This is a genomic window from Endozoicomonas sp. ALB032 (assembly GCF_049310125.1).
Taxonomy (GTDB): Bacteria; Pseudomonadota; Gammaproteobacteria; order Pseudomonadales; family Endozoicomonadaceae; genus Endozoicomonas_A.
In genome coordinates this window covers 5,605,995-5,628,534 of record NZ_JBLYNW010000001.1, presented here as the reverse complement: position 1 = coordinate 5,628,534, position 22,540 = coordinate 5,605,995, and the positions used below count along the sequence as shown (strand labels likewise).

Genomic DNA, 22,540 nt, shown 5'->3' with positions numbered 1-22,540 from the left:
AATATTATTCGATCTCATGTAATTCGATCATGAAAAAATTGGCAAGAACGTATCGGTTCCCAGGTTGCGGCTCACAGGGCCTGAAAGCATGGGAGCCAGGGTTCTGCAATGCTGTTTTGCGGGGAATGATGGTGTCAAAAGGATCAATTAACTGAGGTTACAGATTCAACCATATGGCCAGACTAGCCAAAACACCCAAACCAGTAATCTTTGCGGTTGTTCCCGCTGCTTTAGTTGGGGCCAGAAGGGAACTGGATGTTGTATCAGCAACAGAGACAGAAGAAGCAGAAGCAGAAGCATAACGTAGAGTGAATGGTTGGCAGATTTCTGAGTAAAAAAAGAACTGACTCTTGGAGTTAACCAGACCGGCACAGGCAGTGGACGAGGAATTGTTTATGGGAGTCCAGGTATTTGCAAACCGGATGCTTCCATGTGTAGTGGGAGTTGGTATGGCAACCGTTGAATTTACAGCGGGAGTTGACATGACAGTCGTTGGGCCCACAAGGCTACCGCACACTCCTGACACTTTTTCCAAAGGTGCCGGCATTGCTCTAATGCTGGATTGTTTTAAGGGTTGCCACCATGGATTGAAGGCCTGCAGTTGGTTACAAGCCAGAGTCAGTCTAATGTGTCCCCTGACGTTTATAGCGGTCTGTGTTACCTTGATTTGATTGCCTGCCAGGAAAAAAACAGGCAGTTTTGAAGGGCTATGTGCAGGCCCAACCAGAACGAAACCTCCTTTGCGAGCAGAGCTTCGAATTGTGAGGCCAGCATTGAATATATTGACAATGTTATTGAAGACATTGATTTTAGATCCGGGTGCAAGTCTGAACTCAGCCGCTTGTGCAATATAGTACTCAAATGTGTTGCCAATAACCGATAGTCGATCTGACTGGTTAATAATAGAAGGAAGATTAATAAATATCCCTTGTTCCTGAGTAACAAGGTAATAACTATTGTCCGTAATCCAGCGGTATCTTCCTCCAGAGATTTTGTTATTAACGAACAGCAAGTTTGGGCCCGGGTTCCGGGTTGAGTCAGAGGCATCGGAGGATTTTTTGCAATCAAGAGTGAAGGCGGCCCTTGCAGGACTTATGAATAGGTTATCTTCTACGATCAGCTTCCGGTTGAAGCACTCTGCAAAAACAATGGAGTCAATGGGATGGTGAAAACTTTTCTGCCATGGCGAGAAAGCAAGGTGTCTTATATGGCTGTCTTTCGTTTCTTCAGTTTTGAAGCTTTCAGGGTATCCAACTCTGAGTATGTGTTGTTTGTATTCAAAATATGACCGATCCCTGATGACAATCTCAAAACCGTCATCAGCCGCTCCAATAATGTCCTGACCGTTTTTCAAAACTATTTCAGTGTCAACAAAGTACACAGCCGGCGTTTTATCTGTCACGGGGAAAGGGGACGGAGAAAGTGTCGCGCCAGGTGCAGTGGCGGAGGAGAGCAAGATAACGGTGTTCTCCGGGATCTTTTTTACCAACCTACCTAAATCCTCTGATGGGTCGACACTGAGAACAACGCACTGTTTTCCATTAACAAGTTCTCTGTATTGCTTCAGCCGTTGCTCAACCCCTGACGTCTGTCCCATGAGAGTGTTGCAAGGTGATATCTGAAGGCATGATATATAAGAATAGACTATCGGCACATGGGCCTGAAGAATCAGAGCTTGCAAAAGGAATAAAGGCGCGATCAATCTGGTCAGATAATCTGGCAGCTTGTTCATGTTTCGGGCTCTTTAGGGATATCTGTGGGTCATTGAACCCACAAGACCTGAAAGCACCTGAACCAGAGTTTTGCAACAGACGCTATGTGGGGAATGATCGCCTCGAAAGAATTCGCTCAGGTTATAGATTCAACCATATGGCCAACGTAGCCAAAACACTCAAACCAGTAATCTCTGCGGTTGTTCCCGCTGCCGTAGTTGGGACCAAAAGGGAACCGGACGTTGTATTAGCAACAGAAGCAGAAGCCAGAGTGAATAGTTGGCAGATTTCTTTACGAAAAAAGAACTGACCCTCGAAGTTAACCAGACCGGTACAGGGAGTTGACGAGGAATCGTTTATGGGAGTCCAGGTATTTGCAAACCGGGTGCTTCCATGTGTAGTGGGCGTTGGTATGGCAATCGTTGAATTTACAGCGGGAGTTGACATGACAAGGGTTGAATTTGGAGTGGGAGTTGACATGACAGCGTTTGAATCTGGAATGGGAGTTGACATGGCAAGGGTTGCATTCGGACTGGAAGCCGACATAACAGCGGATGTTGACATGACAGCCGTTAAATCTGGAGTGGGGGTTGACATAACAAAGGTTGAATTTGTACCAGATATTGGCATGACAGAAGTTGGACCCACAAGGCTACTGCACACTCCTGACACCTGTCCCAAAGGTGCTGGCATTGCTTTAATGCTGAATTGTTTTAAGGGTTGCCGCCACGGGTTGACGGCCCGCAGGTGGTTACAAACCAGAGTCAGTCCAAGCTGTCCCCTGACGGTTATAGCGGTTCGTGTTACCTTGATTTGATTGCCAGCCAGGAAAAAAACAGGCAGCTTTGCAAGGTCATATGTTGGCCCAACCAGAACGAAACCTCCTTTTTGAGTGGTGCTGCGAGTTATGGGGCCAACATTGGATATATTGATAATGTTATTGAAGACATTGATTTTAGATCCGGGGGCAAGTCTGAACTCAGCCGCTTCTGCAATATCGTCCTCAAATCTGTTTCCAATAACCGATAGCCGACCTGACTGGTTAATGACAGAAGGAAGATTAATAAATATTCCTTGTTCCTGAATAACATGGGAATAAATTCTGTCCATAATCGAGGTGTATTTTCCTCCATAGATTTTGTTATTAGCGAACTGCAGGTGTGGGCCAGGGGGGTGGGTTGGGTCAGAGGCATCGGAAAATTCTTTGCACTCAAGCTTGAAGGCGGCCTTTGCAGGAGTGCGGAATAGGTTATCTTCTATGATCAGCTTCCGGTTGAAGCACTCTGCAGAAATAATAGAGTCAAGGGGAAGGCGTGGATTATTCAGTGATGGCCAGAAAGTAAGGTGTCTTATATGGCTGTCTTTGGTTTCGTCAGGTTTGAAGCTTTTAGGGTATCCAACTTTAAGTAAGTGTTTGTGATTGAAAGTTGACCGATCCCTGATGACAATCTCAAAGCCGTCATCAGCTGCTCCAATAATGGACTGACCGTCTTTCAAAACTATTTCACTGTCAACAAAATACTCAACCGAGGTTTCAGCTGCCTGGGTAGCGGGAGAAAGCGTTGCGCTGGGTGCAATACTGGATGCGGGGGTAGCGGGAGAAAGCGTTGCGCTGGGTGCAGTTTTGGAGGAGAGGAAGATAAAGGTGTCCTTTGGAATCTGTTTTATTAAATCACCTAAATCCTTTGAAGGGTCGTGATCGAGAACAATGCACTCTTCTCCATTAACCAGTTTCCTGTATAGATTTAGCCGTTTTTCAACCCCACTCGTTTGTCCCGTGAGAGTGTCGCATGTCGAAAGGCTTGATGTAGTAGGAGAGACTGTCGGCATCTGGGCCTGAAGAATCAGAGCTTGCAAAAGGAATAAAGGCGCGATCAATCGGGCCAGATAATATTGCTGCTTGATCATGTTCCCGGCTCCTGGCGAGTCTAGATAGGAAGCCTAGACGCTCCATTAATAGTTGGCCATTATCAGGTATTAAGAAAATAAACAGGACTTCCCTTTAATCGTTCCCATGTTCCCGGAATGCCTGCGAGGATAAACAGGCTCTGGTTATAGATTCAACAATATGGCCAGAGTGGTCATGATGCCCAGAGGGGTTGCCACTGTAGCTGTAATTGTTGATGAGGGAGGGACTGCTGTCGTGCTGGTACCGGGAGCAGAATGGGAAATGACAGGCTGGCAGACTTCTGTAGCAAACAAAAACCGACCCTCGAAGTTGACCAGACCCTTACAGGCAGTGAAGAAGGAACCGTTGATGGCAGTCCAGGTATTGGCAAACCGGCTGCTTATTGCAGGTGGAATGGATGTTGACCTGTCATGGGCTGAACCTGAAGAAGTGGGCCTGACAGTCGTTGAACTCACTATGTCATTGCACCATTCTGGTTCTCTTCCCGAGGGCAATGGCAGTGCTTTCAGGCTGAATTGTTTTTGGGGTTGCCACCATGGATTAACTGCCTGCAGGTGATTACAAGCCATTATCAGGCCGAGCTGCCCCCTTACGATGATAGCTGTCCGTGTTACCCTGATCTGATTGTCAGCCAGTAAAAAAACAGGGGGGATTTCCGTGTTATCTGCAGGCCCCGCGAGAACGAACCCCCCTTTGCGAACAGAGTTGTGCTCTGTGTCGCCCTCATTGGAAATGCTGATAGTGTTATTGAAGACCTCCATGCGGGTCCCGGGTCCAAGCGTGAACTCAGCCGCTTCTGCAATATAACCTTCGAATATATTCCCGGAAACAGCTATCTTGTCCTGCTGATTCATGATGCCAGTAAGATTAATAAACAGGCCTTGGTCGGGAATAACATAGGGAAAAAGTTTGTCGCTAATCGAGTCGAACTTTTCACCGATGATCCTGTTATCTGCAAACTGCAACTCTGGGCCCTGGAGCCATTTGACAGATGCATCCAGATTTTTTTCGCAAGCAATAATAACGGCGGCCCGGAAAGGAGGCTTATGTAAATCATTTACATCAATAATTTCGGCCAGGACAGGGGGATAAAATACATTTTTTTCTACAATCAGTTTTCGGTTATAACACTCTGCGTAAATAATGGATTTAATGGAGTCGCGCTTTTTTTTTCGGGTGGGCCGAAAAGTAATGTGTTTTATATTGCTGTCGTCTGTATGGGCGGGCTGAAAGTTAGCAGATCCAAACCTGAGCAGATATTTGCCTTCAAATACTGGCCGATCCCTGATGACGATCTCAAAGCCGTCATCAGCTGCGCCAATAATGTTCTGACCATTCTTTAAATGTATTTCATGGTCAGCAAAGTACACAACCGGCGTTTTGCCCGTCAAAGAGGTAGCTGTTGGCGAGGGTGTCACGATAGGGTCAGTATTGGATGAGAACAATATGACGGTGTTCTCAGGAAACTGCTCTATTAACTCACTTAAATCTTTTAAGGGGTTGGCACTGAGAATAACGCACTGCTGTCCCTTAACAAGTTTCCTGTGCTGGTTCAGTCGTTTTTGTACTCCTTTCGTCTGCAGTGCAAGATTCGTCGGCTTCAGAAGATCGTCGCAGGGTGTCGTCTTATTTATGGCAGAAGGGGTTGCTGTTGAAGATTGTAATCTTGTTTGAGCCTGGGTATTCAGGGCCTGAAACAGTAATACAGGCACAATTAAACGTGCCAGATATTGCTGTAGCTTCATCATGCTCTGAACTCCTGAGAAATTTACCGAAGCCTAGACGCTACATGTATGGTTAGCCATTGATCGAGGTTAAGAAAACGGTGCGGTTTTCCAGCCACTCCAGCCACCGACCGGCACATCTGTTCTGTATTTCTTACAGGTTCGAACAGCAAAGCCTGTGCTTTGGCCTTATCCATTGTCCATCTGGGCAATTTGTGAAAAAAGATCTATGTCAATAGCCAGATATAATAAGACAAATGTCGTTCTTAAAATGGGGCTCCAGCCCATTTTTGGTGCGTTTCATTAGCTGACAAATCAACCTCTACTCTGGAGCCTGAAAGTCTTGTCGGTTATTGTGGCTTTGGTGCATGAAAATCTACAAATTCATCTTTCCCTAAAGCCGTTCAATGTAAAAAATCCCACATCTATTTCAAACTATTTTAATTGTTGAAAATATTTTTCCTAACTTATTAACTATCAGTTTTTATAACTGAAGTTACACGACTAATTACTCAAACATTCTGTCATTGAAGATGCGTTTGGTTTTTTATTAATTTTTATAGATATGGCTTACTAATTATTATGAAAAGTTCATGTGCAACTATTTGTTATCCGTCGTATAAAATTCGATGTTTTTTATCGGTTTTTTTTCTGGCATTCTGCGCTCTGTCTCTTTCCGCTTATAGTGTCGGCAGTGGCGCTTCCCCAGACACGACTACGCCCCCACCAGACACCCCGACTGATACGACTGCTCCCTCACCTGATAATCTGACTGACACGACTGCTCCTCCACAAAGCACTCCGACCGGCCTGTTACCAAACAGTACTTCACCAGAGGCGATGACCAATCCCTGCAATAGCTTAAGTCATGAGCCTATTGCCTTTAAGGCCTGTAACGACTTCCTTAACAATGAAAAAGCTTCGCGGGGGCGTTTTTCTACGGCTGTGGTGGTCAGTAATGCCAGGGAACTGGATGAAGCCGTTACCGGCAAGTTCCCGGAAGGCAATCCGGATGCCAGCAGACTGGTTGTATTAAAAAATGAAGAATATCGCATCACCCGAGCACTGGATATTTCTCACAAAATAGCCTTGGTCGGAACCGTTAAAGACAACAAGTATCCAGTTATTCGTATCCATGATGAGTTCAAATCTGAAAACAATTCTATCGCTTATCTCCATCATGACTCGAAGGTAGCTGAAACCGGCTTCTACAGTTATCACATTCACTGGATCGCCAACCTCCCCTCTCCTGAAAACAATGGAGTCATTTATAGCGATTCCTATCGAGGTGAATTGCGGATTTATGAAAACAAATTCTCGGATGAATCATGGCAATGGACCAATCATTTTATTCAGTTAAAAAATGCCATTGGCGATGCGCTTATAGGAAACAACCATTTTGAAACCGATTATTTAACCGCCTCAGCTATTATGGCCCGTTGCGAGAGCACCCTTTGCAAAGGCGCAGAATCACAGCTGGAAGTTGTCAACAACCATTTTTATAGCAAGTTTACCAACAGCAGCGACCAACTGAAATTATTAGACGTTCTGGGTTACATGCGCTTCACGATCGCTGATAACCGGCAGGAGAACGAAGACGCAGCAGGCACCATTTATATAAAGGACCATCGCAATATAAAACACATGGCTGGTTACGTAAGGAATAACGTTGCCCATAAAGATGCACCTGAGCTTCAGCGCAGAATTATCGTCGAGTCTTCCCACTCTGCCGATCATGATCTGAGGGTTACCGGTGAGCTTATTGTTCGCGACAATGATCACTACACTTTTCATGAAGCCGGACTTCCCCCGAGATTTATTGATTACTTCCCGGGCAAACAGGTTATTATGCCTTCACAGACAACTGCAGCGTCATCGACGGTAAAAGCGGCCTCATCAGTCAGTGTGTCTCCTGATGCCATTACGCCAACCGGTTCACTGATAGCTGCCACCGCCTCTGTTCGCCCGCTGCCTGCAAAAACGGAACCCTGTAACGATATCCGGGATCATCCAACCGCATTTGCTACTTGTAAGGCATTTCTGCAAAACGAACTGGCCTCGGGGCCTGCTGCCAATAAGCCTGCCTTTTCACATGCCTTTGTGGTTGCAACGGTTGCGGAGCTGCTCAAGGCCATCAATAAAACGATTGGCGAGGATGGCAGGGCTATTCGCGGTAGAATTATTTTATTGAAACCGGGTGATTATGAACTGCCAGGGGAGATGAGAATCAGTCAGCGGACTGCAATGGTTGGTTTAGAAGGTAGAGCTGTTGGGCTGCCTGTAATAAAGCCATCGGGTCATCACTTCTATAGTCCCAGCCATAGAGGAAACCCTTCATTGCTGTACCTGAGTACTAGCCACGATTCTTCGGATGCCGGTTTTTACAGTTGGAATCTGGAGTGGCAAACCCAGCGGCCTTTCAGTTCTGATGGACATCCATTTAAATCTCATATCTCTGCAAAAAGTTATAGCGGGGATATACGGATTTACCAAAACCGCTTCAGTCATTATGAATCAAGGATCCGGTCTGAACATGCTGTAGCACTGGAAGATAACCCGGGTTATAAGTATTACATTGGTCATAGTACGTTTGATTCATCGTTAACACCGGTTAGTGTGATCAGGTCCAGTGCCAGCGCAAATCCTCAGGCTGCTATTGAGGTCGACAGTAATGTTTTCGCTACTGCCCGTAGTACGGATCTTTCGCAACCCAGTGCTATCGCTCTTTCTGATTACCAACACCTGAAAATTAACAACAACCTTCAGGCAGACCGTCATGCTGCAGGTGCGATAAAGCTTAAATTTGCAAATTACCAGCATATCGAAAGTGCTTCCATAAAAAACAATACCGCCAACAAAGATGCACCGGAAGATGCAAGAGTTATTGAGCTAAAACTTGAGAAGAGCCTTTTTGACCCTGCAAAGGTATACGGTGATGTGAATGTATACAGAAATGATTACTATGGGTTAAAGATTCTGGATTTTACTAATTATAGCTACACTGCAGGCCTTGAAGTGTCTACTTCAACGCCAACTTCGCTGACGCCTTCGCAGTCTATTCAGACTGCCTCGGTAACGGACAGCTATAAACCCTTTGAGTTGGGTGCAAACAAAACCACTGTCGTATCATCTGCCACAGCGAGCTTGACACCGACCACTTCCCCCGTGTTCAGCAGCCTATGTGATCAGCGGACCGATGCAGACAAGGCTCAGCTCTGTCAGCAACTTCTGAATGAGCTTCAGAAAGAGGGGGTAAAGACTACGTTTTCTGAAGTAGTGATTGTAAAAAACATCGGGGAACTGCTCTACGCTGTAGACACGGCTTCAGAGTCTGGCAAGGTTATTTTGCTTGAAGCAGGCAGTTATGAACTGAATAGGCCACTGCGTATGCTCTGGCCCGTGGCACTGGTCGGTGTTGGCAATACGGTGATTAAGCAATCCATTGATTATCCTGCCGAGGCAGAATCACTGGTTCTGCTGGATAGTAACAGTTCAGCTCAGGGTTTCTTCAGCAAAGGTATAACCTGGGATATTTCCGCTGTAGACAATATCCGGGGCAAGCCTCTCTACACGGCAGTCAAGGCGGTCGACTATCGTGGAAAACTCCTGATGAGTAGTGATGAGTTTCAATATAACGTCAACAGGGAGAACGAAAAAGCACCTTCACACTATGTTGAGGTACAGGGCTCATCAGGTGATGTGATAATTACTGGCAGTACGTTTTTTTCCGGAGGTCTGAAAAAAGCCGCCATTTATGCCGATTGTAAAGATTGCCTGGAAGAAGTCCAGAAGATGGATATTTCCGGTAATCGCTTTACAGACTCAAATTCTGGCGAGTCTGCACCGGCTGCCATTGATGTTCGTCACTACAGAATCCTGAAAGTTCATGACAACGTCCAGGAGACCGAGTCTGTTTCGGTGAACATCAATGTTGAATTGCCAAATAACAGGGGCGGTATCTTTGCTCTTATCGTTGACAACATTGCCATGGGTTCAGCTATTGACGAGAAGAAAACCATTGACGTCACGGTTGGCAGACTGGCTAAAGAGCCTGCCAGAATTGATGGCCTGGTTCGGGTGTGCAGTAACCGTTACTTCTCCGTTAACCTTGATGAAGTACCTTCTAATGTTGTCGAGTTTGCTGAGGGTAATTGCAGCGCTTTGCCCGATATTCAGGCCTTGAGGGGGGCACCGACACCTTCACACAATGGTCTGAGCACGGGCCAATGGGTCGGCATAGGTTTGGCTTTCGGTGCAGCTGCTGTATACGGCGGGTGTGGTCTCTATGGTCTTACCAATCTGCCTGGACATGGGAGAGCCTGGTCATTCTTTATCTTACCCAAAACCCTTGCACTGGCTGCCACTGCAAAAGTGCTTGCATGGTGTAACCAACGCAAATGGGGCAGTTTAAGTGAGGATGATGATACAGTTAGTTTTTCGCCATCTGCGGGCGTAGAAATGAAAACAGGCTTGACGAAAGATCCTGAAATGAATTTGGGCGAAAGCGAAGGTGATCAATTCCCTTTGATTGAAAATCCGATAATGGAACCTGAGCTGTAAGTTTGTTTGAGAGGGTTTTAAAAGCCCTCTCAATCAAACGTAAAGGTTCAGTGGGACTCATTTTTGGCGTAATGCTCAATATGTTTTGTGAACTTATCATGCCGATCCAGAAACGAATCGTAAGCATGTTTGGCTGGAAGCGTGATGACTTTGCCGGTATGGGACAAACCGCTGATAAACTTTCCGGCAAGCGTCACCGGGTCTTTGCTGACCTTATAATGGGTTACCTTCTCGTGGGCGCTGGCCAGATTTTCTCTGGGAATGTCTGATAAAGCTGCACGACTCAGCTCCGCACTTGAGAAGCAAACCGCTTCGACCGGAGGCACCATGGAGAGTGCTGCATAGCTTGCTTCGGCTCCTCCTTTGGAATGGCCATTGAGTTTCAGAGAAAAAGGCTCGCCTTCAGGCGTTGCAGGCAGATTTTTCATAAGACTGGCGGTCAGGGCTTTGGCTTGTTTATAGCTGTCAGGGATGCCTTTTCCCGTGAGATTCTTGAGATTGGCTTGCCATTGCTTACCTGAAAACTGCATGTTTTTTCTCGAACGTTCGATTAGCCCTCCTGCTGCCAGTCCCGATGTCGTGCCGCCAAACACCAGACGGACTTCCTTACGTTCAGGATTGGTAAGAACGTAAGCCGTGAGTCCTGTTTTCTTGTCATACAGGAATCCGGGTTCCTTGGTGCTGAGGGTCACTCCTGTCTCATCGGAAATCAGTTTTGCGATATCCTCAGAAGGTTGCCATTGAGCGGCAAAATCCTCTTTCTCTGGTTTGTGAATGTCACCGGCTTCACTGATTTTCTCAAGTGAGCGATGGTAGGGGTAAGCGGCCAACTGTGCATCAATGGCCATAGATCTGAGAACTCTGGGTTCTGTGGGCGGTTTACTGTTCATGGCCAGTTTTTTGATTTCCCGCTGCTCGAGTTTCACAGGGGCATCGTTTTTAAGAGTGGCTTTTTGGGGGGAATATTTGCCCATGGACTTGGAAATTTTGACTTTCCACCGGCCAAACACACCTGTTTTCTGAGACTTATCGAACTGTTTTTCAGAAATAGGCTTGAATTGAGTCGCTTGTGTATCGAGTCTGGATCTATCCATGATGATCTGATTCTTATGCCTGTTGTGAAACTTTTCAACTCAGCTCTCAAAGCAGAGTGTCTTTCCTCAGTATAGGGGGCGTATTCAAAGTCTGGTAACACTGCTTTTTCTCGGCGGGTCAGTCAAGTATTCGGTACAGGTGCCAGCTTTGAACCCAGCCTTCCGGATTGGAGGCGTAGAAGCCACCAATATCAGGATTGACGAGTGTTATCCGGGAAGGGTGGAGGACAGGAATCAGTGGTAATTCTCTGGCCAGAATAGCTTCGGCATTCTGATAGTTCGGTAAACGGGCTACAGTGGTTTTCTTGCTTGCAGCCAGGGAAAGTTCCCTGAGATAGGCTGGATCCCTGAAGGGGCCAAAGAATTGACTTTCGGTTAGAGGAATCAGGAACGCCGTGGCATCATTGTAGTCAGCTAACCACTCAAACCATGCCAGCTCGTAGTCTCCTTTGGATATATGCTCGAGGTAACTACCCCATTCCTCACTCTTACTGCTCAGGGATGTGCCCAGAGTGCTGTTAATCTGGTGGCAGATCTCTGGCAGAATATCCAGAGAATCGTACCTTGGGCTTGATAATACAGTTAGTTTTATATCACTCCCTTTAATGCCTGATTCAGCCAGTAACTTGATGGCCTGTTCCCTGCGATCCGGATTATCGAGCAGTCTTTTGCAGTTAGCCGGGTCCGGGTTGAAGCCCCGGGTATGGGGAGGCACAAAACTGCACGCTGGTGTGGTATGACTGTGGGGGTATATCTTCTTGACCAGCGCATTCCTGTCAATAGCCATCGATAGAGCCTGCCTTGCTTTTAAATTATGCAGGACCGTTACCTTCGGGCTGACCATCAGGCTGGCGGTGGCAAGAACCTGATCTTCAAACACAGACACAGGGTGCTTTTTCTTCAATTCCTGAATATGCAGCGCTGGCAATTGAGCCGTTACATCCAGTACGTGATTCTCAAATTGTTCTATTTGACGATGGACGGATGGAATAATCTGGTAATTGACCCGTTGCAGGTCAGTATCCAGATGACGGAAATAATGGGGGTTGCTGCTTAATTCTATACGGGTTTCAGGGATCACTTGACGAATTTTGAAGGGACCGTTGGTGACCGGAATGGTTGAGGTATCGCCCTTGAGATTACTCTTATGGACAGGCAGAAAGCTGGGAAAGGTCATCAGGTCCAGAAAATAAGGAGTGGGCTGATCCAGTTCGATAATGACTTTATCGTCGTATGCCTTCACCGCCAGGGCATCAAGATCGCCATTCAGAGCCTGCTCGGCTCCTTTTATTTTAGCGACTTTCAAGTACCAGCGGTAGGTGGCTCGACGTTCAGGATCGGCCAGTGCCCTGAAGCTGCGGGCAAAGTCTTCAGCCGTGAGGGCACTGCCATCTGACCATTTCAGATTTTTTCTGATGATAAAGGTATATCGGGTGCCGTCAGGGGCGCGTTCAACATCGCTGGCCACTCCGGGCACGGGTTCACCGTTTTTGTTCTGCACCATTAACCCTTCAAAAACATCCTTGAGCACCTGGGCGTTGGGTGAGCCGCCAAAATAGTGGGGGTGCAGGGATTTTGGGTTGGCCAGCAGACCCCTCTCAAGGGGCAAAGAGAAAACCTGCATGGAAGCAGTGAAGGCCAACAGGAAGCAGGGCAGGGTAAGGAGAGCTCTACGCAGCCAGCCACGAACCCTGAATGTAAGGGGCTTGAATATAAAGGACATTTAGGAGGTCAGATCAAAAAACTACACGAATCTTCTGTATAGCTTATTCATAAAGCTTCTGCCGAAAAAAGTCAGTAAGATGCGTCTGGTTTTCCATGGTAAAGGCTTTTTTGATGGCTAGCAGCCTGTCGGACTTAAGCGTCCGTAGCGAGGATTGCAAGAAATTGAGGATAAAAATCTCTGTTTCTGAGGAGAATAGCGAGCTATTTGACGAAGAAACAGGGATTTTTAGACCAATTTATTGCAACCGCAGTAGGACAGTCTTAAGTCCGACAGGCTGCTAGGCTCAACCACTGGGCAGACTTCTATATTGATCTATCCTTCCTCTCTGGAAATCAGAAGGCAAGGATAAAATTATTAAACACTCCCGTTTTGCAATACTGCTGTTATTGTCGTTGTCTGTCATCTGCCTGGCCAAACCGTTGAACGGGGGTTTTATTGTCGAGCTTGATAGACCTGACAGTTACGAGATGGAAGCGCCTCCCGTTGAGTCGACCTCCTTGCAATGGCCTTACGTCAGGAATCTGCTGGTTGCTTATGAACTGATCCTGACACCCAAAGACAAGCCTCTAAGCGCCATCCCCTATTCTCTAGAAGCAGCTATCGCCGTTGGCTGGCTTTTAAAAAGCTCTTGGAACCGGGATTCACCTCTGTTTAACCCGATTGAACAACAAGAAGTGTCTCAAAATCACCCGTTTGCGGTCAGCATTACGGTGCCAGGTTCTGAACAGGACCAACCACAGGGGCAACCTCCAGAATCATCCGGCCACCAGGCAATACAGTTCACTACCCACCCTTTGGGCTATTTAACCCATTTGCTCTACTCTGACTCTGGCAAAGGTAACGAAGAACCACAACAACACTCACATACTTTGGGCTTAAATTGTTTCGTCCACCCCTGTAATGGCGTTTGTCGATTTAGACAATCTTCCGGTTCAACCGATGGTAAAGTGCAGAATTGTGAAGAAAGTTCTACAGACAAAACGGGTAAAACATCCGAAAAAAGCTTCTCCCACCATTTGGCAAGGAGACATTGTTATCGATGTAACTCTCTGGACGGGGTCGCCTCAGACGGGGTCGCCTCAGACGGGGTCGCCTCAGACGGGGTCGCCTCAGCCTCAATAGCTACAGTGACAGACGCTATAAACACTACTGCCGGGCGATTAGCCTGCAATGTGATAGTCTTCGAAAAGGATGGCCATCTGCGACAATGCGGGAAGGTCTGTAAAAACGAAAAAAGACTATCGTGTCACAAAAGCAAATGCCATACCGGGGAAAAAACCTGTGACGTGATGGTGATCGGGGAGGATAACCAGTCGCAGCCATGTGGAACCTTCTTCAAGAATGCCGGAGCCCTGTCGGTTCACAAAGCCAGAGTCCATGGCAATCAACGAATCTGTAAATTGACCATACTCGGGAAGGGTGGCCAGCTGCGGCCTTGCGAGAAAGTCTTCAAGAACAATCGATCTTTTGCGACGCACAAATACAAATTCCACACCGGGCAAAAAACCTGTGACTTGATGGTGACCGGGGAGGGTAGCCAGCAGCGGCCATGTGGGGCAGTCTGCAAGAATGCCCAAGACCTGATGATCCACAAAAGAAATGGACACACCAAGCAAGCAAGCTGTGACCTGATTGTGGTCTCGGAAGATGGCCAGAAGCGGTCATGCGCGTTTGTCGGCAAGAATCCTCAGGCTCTGAGGTCTCACAGAAGCAAAATCCACAGTGGAAAACGAACCTGTGACGTAACCGTGATCGGTGAGAATGGCCAGCAGCAATCATGTGCAAAGGTCTGCAGGAATGCTGGAGCCCTGACGGATCACAAGAGAATTGACCACAGCGGGCAACAAACCTGTTACTACACAGTGGTCGGAGAGGGTGGTCAGCGTTGGCCATGCGGAAAGATCTGCAAGAATACAAAAGCCCTGTTGGACCACAAAAGGGCACATCGAAAACACAAGACTGTTGATATGAACCAGCACGTCGACCAGGGTTCCCAAAAAAGTAAAGTGAAGAAATAACGATCAAAAGTGATTGAGTTTTCACTGCTACTTTGTTTGGTTTTTGGCTCGCTGAACAAAAAAGTGTTTTCCTGAAATCAAGGTCAAGATACCGCCAAGTATCATCAGTGAAGACAGAACAAGTCTCATAGATAAGGTCTCGTTGGTAAACAACACACCTCCTATTGCGGCAATAACAGGAACGAGCAATTGCACGACAGCCGATTGTGTGCCAGAAAGCCCCGCCAGCGCGATATACCAGATCATGTAACCAATCCCCGATGTGACGCCACCAGATACCACTGCCAATATGACACCTTCGGTGGACAAGCGGCTGTCCTGAATGGATACAAGCCCCAAAATCAATACAAATGGTAGCGTACGAACAAAATTATAAGTGGTGTCTCCCAGCGGATTTTGTGAGCCCCTGCCAGCAAGCGTATAGAAGCCCCAGGCTACGCCGGAGACAGTCATCAGGATAAATCCCGTCAGTGACGGCGTGGACAAACCGGGTATTACCAGATAAACAAAACCCAGAAATGCAATAAAAGCACCCAACCACTCAACAGGTAAAAGTTTTTTTCCTGTAACAAGCTCAGCAACAATAATCGTAATTTGTACCGAAGCGAACAAGATTAATGCCCCTGTTCCCGTATTCAGAGAGAGGTAGGCAAAAGAAAAAGCGATGGCGTAAAGAAATAACATGAAGGAAGCTTTCCAGCTCCCTTTTGATGTTGAAACGCAATTGAATCGGGATAACTTGAGTATCAGCAGCAATACCAAAACGCCGCTAAGTAATCGAATCCACGTAAAGCTAACGGCGTCAATCTCGTTATCACCCAAAGCCAATCTGCACAGAATGGAATTTCCCGCGAATGCTATGAGGGCCAGGCTCGTTAACCAAATGGTTTTCATTTCAAGAGGTAATTGCAGCGAAAGGTAATTCTACGACCAGCATTCGGAAAGAATGCTGGCTGGGATGACGAGAAAGATCAACTGAGTGCTGCTTCCATTCGATCCAGGGCTTTTTCCAGGGCTTCATCACTGGTGGCGTAGGATAGACGCATACAGCCTTCCATGCCAAAGGCTGAGCCCGGTACCAGGGCAACGCCTTTTTCCAGGAGCATCTCTGCCAGTTGGGTGTCTTTTTCAAAGCCCAGCTTCTGCATGGCTTCGCTGAAATCAGGGAAGGTATAGAAAGTACCGTCGCTTTCAATGGTGGTAACACCAGGCAGCTTCTTCAGACGACCTACGACATAGTCATGACGCTTTTTGAAAGAGACTAGCATCTCTTTTACACACTCCTGTGAACCGGCCAGAGCTTCAGTCGCCGCAGCCTGGGCAACAGAGCAGGGGTTGGAGGTACTCTGTGACTGAATCTTTTTCATGTTTTTGATCAGCCAGGCGGGTCCACCGGCATAACCAATACGCCATCCGGTCATGGAGTAAGCCTTGGATACACCGTTCAGAACAATTGTTCTGTCGTACAGTTCCGGGCAGGCCATCAGGATGTTGCAGAAAGGCTCATCACTCCAGAGGATGTGCTCGTACATATCATCAGTAGCCACCATAACATGGGGGTGTTTCAGCAGAACAGCGGCCAGACCTTCCAGCTCTTTGCGGGTGTAGGCTGTACCGGACGGGTTGGAGGGGCTGTTCAGAACTACCAGCCTGGTTTTTGTTGTAATGGCCGAATCCAGAAGTTCCGGAGTCAGTTTGAAACGGTTCTCAAGGTTGCCCTTGACGATCACCGGGACACCTTCAGCAATAGTGACCATATCCGGGTAGGAAACCCAGTAAGGGGCAGGAATAACGACCTCATCACCCTTATTGATCAGTGCCAGACAGAGATTGAAGAAGCTCTGTTTACCACCGGAGGAAACCAGAATCTGGTCTGGCGCATATTCGTGACCATTGTCGCGCCTGAACTTATCGATAATGGCCTGTTTCAGTTCTACAGTACCGTCAACGGCAGTGTACTTGGTTTTTCCTTCGTTAATGGCCCTGATCGCAGCAGCCTTGATGTGATCAGGGGTATCGAAGTCGGGTTCACCGGCACCCAGGCCAATAATGTCGTGTCCGGCGGCGCGAAGTTCAGCGGCTCGGGCAGTGACTGCCATGGTAGGTGATGGTTTGACCATCTGAACGCGGTGGGAAGGTTGACCAGTCACGATGTTCCTCGTTAATCGTTTTTCAAACCCGTATAAAGTCAGACAATCTGGCGCAATGCTCAGCCAGTGTCCTGACTGATACTGATTCCGGTGCGAATCTTATAAGGTTGACAAGCTGACTTGTCAGGGAATCACGCATCAGCAATGCGCATCATACACAAGCCCTCTTCACTGCGCCATCTGAAAACGGAAGTCTGGTTACATTTTTGCGACACACCGATGGTGGTTGCTTTTCCTGATTAAGTGCAGTGTTCTCTGGCTGCATTTCCTGTCCTGGGCTGTTTATAATCAACAAATAATTTAAGCGCTTCTGCCAGTGGATACGTATGGGAAAGACATTCAAGGTATCATCAAAATTTCAGCCTTCCGGAGATCAGCCTGAAGCCATTGAAAAGCTGCTGTCCGGCATTCATTCGGGACTGGCCTGCCAGACATTGCTGGGGGTGACCGGTTCAGGGAAAACCTTCACCATTGCCAATGTCATTGAAAAGCTGCAAAGACCCGCTATTGTTATGGCCCATAACAAGACTTTGGCTGCCCAGCTGTATGGCGAGTTCAAGGAGTTTTTCCCTGGCAATGCGGTTGAGTATTTTGTTTCCTACTACGATTATTACCAGCCTGAAGCATACGTGCCCAGTTCGGACACCTTTATCGAGAAAGATGCCTCGGTCAATGAGCACATTGAGCAGATGAGACTTTCGGCCACTAAAGCGTTGATGGAAAGGGAAGATGCCATTATTGTTGCGACGGTTTCAGCGATTTACGGTCTGGGTGATCCCAAATCTTACCTGAAGATGATGTTGCATATTTCCCGGGGTGAAATGATTGACCAGCGGGAGGTTTTGCGCAGGTTGGCCGAGCTGCAATATACCCGCAACGATACAGAATTGAAAAGGGCTACTTATCGTGTTCGTGGTGATGTCATTGATATCTTCCCGGCAGAATCTGAAAAAGAAGCCATCAGGCTGGAGCTGTTTGATGAAGAGGTGGAGGAAATCAGTGAATTTGATCCTCTGACCGGCGAAGTGCTCAGAAAACTGCCCCGGGTGACTATTTACCCCAAGACTCACTATGTCACACCTCGTCAGACCATCATTGAAGCCACAGAAGCTATCAAAGACGAAATGGTTGAACGTCTGGAAGTGCTCAGAAATAACAATAAGCTGGTGGAAGCACAGCGTCTGGAGCAGAGGGTCAAGTACGATGTGGAAATGATGCTGGAGCTGGGCTACTGCACGGGTATCGAAAACTATTCCCGCTATCTCTCAGGCACTCAACCCGGCGAAGCACCACCGACACTGTTTGATTATATTCCTGACAATGCCTTGTGTGTGATTGACGAATCACACGTCACGGTGCCCCAGGTGGGTGGGATGTACAAAGGCGACCGTTCTCGTAAGGAGACCCTTGTGGAGTATGGCTTCAGACTGCCTTCTGCGCTGGATAACCGGCCCCTGAAGTTTGAAGAGTGGGAAGGACGACGCCCGCAAACTATTTTTGTTTCCGCGACTCCCGGTCCTTATGAAGCAGAACATCAGGGACAGATAGTGGATCAGGTGGTTCGACCCACCGGGCTGGTTGATCCGGAGATTGAAGTTCGTCCTGCCACGACCCAGGTGGATGATCTGTTGACTGAGCTTAATAAAACCGTGGCTAAAGGCGACAGGGTTCTGGTAACGACCCTGACCAAGCGCATGGCGGAAGATTTAACCGATTATCTCCATGAAAACGGTGTTCGCTGTCGCTATTTGCATTCTGGTATCGATACAGTAGAGCGGGTTGAGATCATTCGTGATCTGCGGATCGGGACGTTTGACGTGCTGGTAGGCATTAACCTGTTGAGAGAAGGTCTCGATATGCCGGAAGTTTCGTTGGTGGCTATTCTTGATGCCGACAAGGAAGGTTTCCTGCGTTCTGATCGCTCTCTGATTCAGACCATTGGTCGTGCAGCCCGTAATATTAATGGTAAGGCTATTCTCTACGCCGACAAAATCACGGGCTCAATGCAGCGGGCGATTGATGAAACCGAACGTCGCCGAAAAAAACAGCTTGCCTACAACGAAGAGCACGGGATTACCCCGAAGAGTGTCCATAAATCGGTTGCGGATATTCTTGAAGGCGCAGTCATTCCCGGCAAGAAGAAAGGGCAGCCCAGTCGCAAGGTTGCTGAGCCGAAAGCGGACTATCACCATGAGATGTCGGCTCAGGAACTGGCTAAAGAGATCAGTAAGCTGGAAAACAAGATGATGGAACATGCCCGCAATCTGGAGTTTGAAGAAGCGGCAGCTGTCCGTGATCAGGTGGCCAGGCTCAGGGATCGGGTATTGAAATGATTTGACTCTCTTCCTAAGCCAGCCCAGCAGCGATTGTCTGTGGGGATCAGCGTTCTGACGCACCGGTATTAAGCCCGGTGCGACGGGTATTAATGGATAAAATTGTGAGAAAAAGCCTCAGCCATATCCATTGTAACGAGCAGTTGACCATTGTGGTTTGAAACAGTTTGTAATTCAGCTCTGACCGTCTCACCACCATTATCTATAAATACTTCTTTTACCGGGAAGTTGGGGGTATCAAAGCTGGCCAGCTGAATATTACCAACATATACATTGAATCGTTTAGTAGCGCCACTGACAGACCAGCTTAAATGAGCTTTACCGTGAATGGCACTTGCACCTCTGTTGATTGGGATGATGCTGTTGGTACTTTTTTTCTGATTTGAAAATGCAGTCTGAGTTATCTGGAAATAGTGTGGCTGATTGAAAAGTGTCAAGGTTACATATTGCCCCTTGTCAGCACCCATCAAAGAAATCTTGATTTCATTACTTCCACTTTTAATGTCAGAGCTGATAGTCAATAGACCAGCCCCGGCATAAAAATCATGACGAGTCAGGCTCTGTGGTCTATTGATTACAGAAATGATCTTGCTATTGTGTGAGTGACTTTTTATTTGTTTAAAGCTCTTTAGTTTTCCATTAACCGATTTTCTTTCCGTCACTGTGGTAGTGGTGCTCTGAAAGATAGTAGCCTTGACTAAAAAACCACTTGCTTGAGCTTTTCTTTTCTCTTCCTCAATGTCAAATGCTTGTGCTTTAATAGCACCGATGCTTGAAGAAAAAACAAAAAGAAATAAGAAGGCGGTTTTTAAACGAAGTTTTTTATTAATTAGTAACATGTTTCTCTCCTAAATCAGTTAATTGATACGAAAATATATCCTTCTGGATAAAAATTAATTTTTCTGAAGGGATGATTAGTTCACCTACATAATACTTTGACTTGAAAAATGAGAAATAGTTCAAAAGTACCAGGTCAGGGAATGATGCGAAGGGACGCCTCAAAAAAATTGCCGACTGCCTGCTGGCGGTAAAAGGGCAAAAAAATGAACGTTTTTTGCACAGAAATCTGGACTGATTTTCAGCTATATCCATGCTCTGTTTTGTACATATTTTAACCAAGCTGATGTTCAGCTAAGCGCCTGATTTTCTTTTAGATTAATCGGGAATCGGGGGTTGCATTTTTCAGCAGCGTTGATACTATACGCAGCAACTTCAGGCGGTTAGCTCAGCTGGTTAGAGCGTTACGTTGACATCGTAAAGGTCGCTGGTTCGACTCCAGTACCGCCTACCATATAAGTGATTGATCTCACCAACGAAAAGCCCATTTTTTACAGTGGGCTTTTTTTGCGTCGTAAAAAAACGATCAAATCTCCAAACCTTCCAAGCTCAGTTCAGCTTCTACAGACTCGTATCTGATCTCGTGTCCTTCCTGGTATTCCGTCGTCATTTTTCCAGTTGAGTGGCCCATGTACATCTGAACATAGCTACTTTCAGGTCCCTGTTTTTCTGCCGGTCCGACTCGGAAACCTGGAGAACGCCATGAACGAAGAAGTCCAATATCTTCATGCTCACCACGGGAGTTGGAAAACACGATTGGTGTTACAACTCCGATTAAATGGTTACGGCTATTCAATAACGACAAAAAATACCAGGGACCAAGGAACTGAAAGAGTTAACGCAAGTCAAACAAGCACAATCAGCCGATCAGGAATAAATATTATGAACAGAATCACAAGCTCTTCTAGCCAATATTACCAGCCCGCTACTGAATACATGCAAGAGGACGAATGTACTATTTGTAAATTCTGTTTTGCAGGAAAAAAAGTATCGGTTACCAAATGCAACCATTATTTTCATACATCTTGTCTGGAAACCTGGCTACAGCGTGGAGATCAATGTCCTTTGTGTAGAACTCCCCTCAAAGATAGGACAATCCAGCAAGAGGACTCACCTGTTGATGCCTTGATGGCAGCTTATAGCTTCACACCTATCCAGCATCCGGAGGACCCTGACACTGATCACTCGCAAGCGCTAAATGTGTTGATTGGAGCTGATAACTTTAGATTTAACAGGCACCCGGAGGACCCTGACCTTAATCGCTCGGAAGGGCTAAATATGTTGATTGAAATTGGCCGCAGCCTGGGGAATGGCGGTAGAACGCAGGCCAGCGGACTTTAAGCTTTGAGATAAGAGCTTGCTCCTGTTGTTGTATCTCCTACTCATATATACTTTGAGTCGAAAAATGATGACTAGTTCAAAAGTACCAGTTCAGAGAGTGTTGATGCCAAGGGACGTCTCAAAGAATTGCCAACGAGATTATAAATGAGTTGGTCAGATAGTCTGGAGTGACATAAGTTCAGAGTTCAGTGAGTTTTTGAATACATCGAAAAACATTTATTTTCCAATGAACTTTAAAGAGAAGTAATGCTCTGATGTTATAAATTGAATTTGAATTATCAGGTATATAATGTGGACAGAATACCGACAAATTGTTTAAGACAAGAAATTTTATCATTGATAACCTGTCAAGAGCTGCTGAATTTATGTTGAAAAATGGGATTCAAAACAAGGATCTTTTTGATAATGATGTCGTGTATTTTTTCAATCAGGGAGTTTTGAAATTCATAGACTTTAACAGTGCATGTTTTGACATTCCTGCCGAGAAAAATGAAATCATGAAAAATATCGGATTAATTGTTCTTTATTGTAAATTGAAAGAATCTCATGAGTGCAAAGAGAGTGTTACTTATAAATGCAAAGCCTGCTATCAGGTTGATGACAAGCTTAAAGATAAAGTTGAACTTGATAAAATCATAGATGAAACAATGCGGGGAAGCGGTTCTTTAAATACATTGATCAAAAGCTTAATAAAATTTGACCCTGCTTCCCCAATAGACCCTTCACAAGTATACAGCTCACTTGGATTAAAAGAGGCTCTCCCGCAATTGACTCGCACCTGACGACTGGTTCAGGTGCGCACGGCGGCCTCCAGAATATGGGAACGAATTGAGACAAGGTGAAAGTTCAGCACTATCACTCCGACAGCCTCTGACCCTGTTTTTTGTCGTCACTGATATGGAAGATATCAATCTTACCCTGAATAATGAAACCGGTGAGGTTTGGGTGGAAAAAGTTGGTAAAAAACTTCATTGCAAAGTATCAGACAATATGGCTCAGTTTCTAACAATGCTGAGCCTTGCAAAGCGGCCAGCGTGCAATAAGGTTTCTTGAGTTGCTCTGATGTCAGATACCGAAGGAATCCAGGACTGCTTCAATGTCTTTCAGTGTTTAAAAATACACTCTGCCCTGAACTT

The 22,540-nt window shown here is 46.5% G+C and carries 14 protein-coding genes and 1 tRNA gene; 7 read left to right on the top strand and 8 right to left on the bottom strand.

Going from position 1 to position 22,540, the window contains the following annotated elements; genetic code table 11:
- Positions 1 to 157: 157 nt before the first annotated feature.
- The 3 genes from ACO6VG_RS20775 to ACO6VG_RS20765 all read right to left on the bottom strand — a co-directional run bounded on the left by ACO6VG_RS20775 (position 158) and on the right by ACO6VG_RS20765 (position 5,369).
- Positions 158 to 1,732, bottom strand: coding sequence for a hypothetical protein (locus ACO6VG_RS20775; protein ID WP_422475446.1), 1,575 nt, complete (start codon positions 1,730 to 1,732; stop codon positions 158 to 160).
- 121 nt (positions 1,733 to 1,853) lie between these two features.
- The gene (locus tag ACO6VG_RS20770; protein ID WP_422475444.1) at positions 1,854 to 3,620 is read right to left on the bottom strand and encodes a hypothetical protein; all 1,767 of its coding nucleotides are present in this window, start codon (positions 3,618 to 3,620) and stop codon (positions 1,854 to 1,856) included.
- A 144-nt stretch (positions 3,621 to 3,764) separates the two neighbouring features.
- Positions 3,765 to 5,369: a hypothetical protein gene (locus tag ACO6VG_RS20765; protein ID WP_422475442.1), complete on the bottom strand. Its 1,605-nt coding sequence runs from the start codon at positions 5,367 to 5,369 to the stop codon at positions 3,765 to 3,767.
- Positions 5,370 to 5,927: 558 nt separating this feature from the next.
- On the opposite strand from ACO6VG_RS20765, the gene ACO6VG_RS20760 reads away from it, so the two are divergent.
- Complete coding sequence (locus tag ACO6VG_RS20760) at positions 5,928 to 9,905, top strand: hypothetical protein (RefSeq protein WP_422475440.1); 3,978 nt, start codon at positions 5,928 to 5,930, stop codon at positions 9,903 to 9,905.
- 47 nt (positions 9,906 to 9,952) lie between these two features.
- Here the strand turns inward: ACO6VG_RS20760 and ACO6VG_RS20755 are convergent, their stop codons facing one another.
- Together ACO6VG_RS20755 and ACO6VG_RS20750 are read right to left on the bottom strand one after the other, a co-directional pair.
- Positions 9,953 to 10,999, bottom strand: a complete 1,047-nt coding sequence (locus tag ACO6VG_RS20755) for a hypothetical protein (protein WP_422134022.1) — start codon at positions 10,997 to 10,999, stop codon at positions 9,953 to 9,955.
- 118 nt (positions 11,000 to 11,117) lie between these two features.
- The gene (locus tag ACO6VG_RS20750) at positions 11,118 to 12,722 is read right to left on the bottom strand and encodes a peptide ABC transporter substrate-binding protein (RefSeq protein ID WP_422475438.1); all 1,605 of its coding nucleotides are present in this window, start codon (positions 12,720 to 12,722) and stop codon (positions 11,118 to 11,120) included.
- Positions 12,723 to 13,117: 395 nt separating this feature from the next.
- On the opposite strand from ACO6VG_RS20750, the gene ACO6VG_RS20745 reads away from it, so the two are divergent.
- Positions 13,118 to 14,743: a hypothetical protein gene (locus ACO6VG_RS20745; protein ID WP_422475436.1), complete on the top strand. Its 1,626-nt coding sequence runs from the start codon at positions 13,118 to 13,120 to the stop codon at positions 14,741 to 14,743.
- Between the two features lie 27 nt (positions 14,744 to 14,770).
- Here the strand turns inward: ACO6VG_RS20745 and ACO6VG_RS20740 are convergent, their stop codons facing one another.
- Complete coding sequence (locus ACO6VG_RS20740; protein WP_422134019.1) at positions 14,771 to 15,565, bottom strand: DMT family transporter; 795 nt, start codon at positions 15,563 to 15,565, stop codon at positions 14,771 to 14,773.
- 149 nt (positions 15,566 to 15,714) lie between these two features.
- Entirely contained in the window at positions 15,715 to 16,863 is a 1,149-nt protein-coding gene (locus tag ACO6VG_RS20735) for a pyridoxal phosphate-dependent aminotransferase (protein WP_422137117.1), read from the bottom strand.
- 356 nt (positions 16,864 to 17,219) lie between these two features.
- Here ACO6VG_RS20735 and uvrB point away from each other — a divergent pair, with 356 nt between their 5' ends.
- Positions 17,220 to 19,226 carry an excinuclease ABC subunit UvrB gene (gene uvrB / locus ACO6VG_RS20730; RefSeq protein ID WP_422134018.1) on the top strand — a complete coding sequence of 669 codons (2,007 nt, stop codon included), beginning with the start codon at positions 17,220 to 17,222 and terminating at the stop codon, positions 19,224 to 19,226.
- Between the two features lie 89 nt (positions 19,227 to 19,315).
- On the opposite strand, the gene ACO6VG_RS20725 is transcribed toward uvrB, so the two are convergent.
- Positions 19,316 to 20,065, bottom strand: a complete 750-nt coding sequence (locus ACO6VG_RS20725) for a hypothetical protein (RefSeq protein WP_422134017.1) — start codon at positions 20,063 to 20,065, stop codon at positions 19,316 to 19,318.
- A 375-nt stretch (positions 20,066 to 20,440) separates the two neighbouring features.
- Between ACO6VG_RS20725 and ACO6VG_RS20720 the strand changes: the two genes are divergently transcribed.
- The 4 genes from ACO6VG_RS20720 to ACO6VG_RS20705 all read left to right on the top strand — a co-directional run bounded on the left by ACO6VG_RS20720 (position 20,441) and on the right by ACO6VG_RS20705 (position 22,457).
- A tRNA-Val gene (locus ACO6VG_RS20720) sits at positions 20,441 to 20,517 on the top strand.
- A gap of 248 nt (positions 20,518 to 20,765) precedes the next feature.
- Complete coding sequence (locus tag ACO6VG_RS20715) at positions 20,766 to 21,404, top strand: RING finger domain-containing protein (protein ID WP_422134016.1); 639 nt, start codon at positions 20,766 to 20,768, stop codon at positions 21,402 to 21,404.
- Positions 21,405 to 21,715: 311 nt separating this feature from the next.
- The gene (locus ACO6VG_RS20710; protein ID WP_422411142.1) at positions 21,716 to 22,186 is read left to right on the top strand and encodes a hypothetical protein; all 471 of its coding nucleotides are present in this window, start codon (positions 21,716 to 21,718) and stop codon (positions 22,184 to 22,186) included.
- A gap of 46 nt (positions 22,187 to 22,232) precedes the next feature.
- A complete protein-coding gene (locus ACO6VG_RS20705) occupies positions 22,233 to 22,457 on the top strand; it encodes a SecY-interacting protein Syd (protein ID WP_422134014.1) in 225 nt (74 codons plus the stop codon).
- Positions 22,458 to 22,540: the final 83 nt, after the last annotated feature.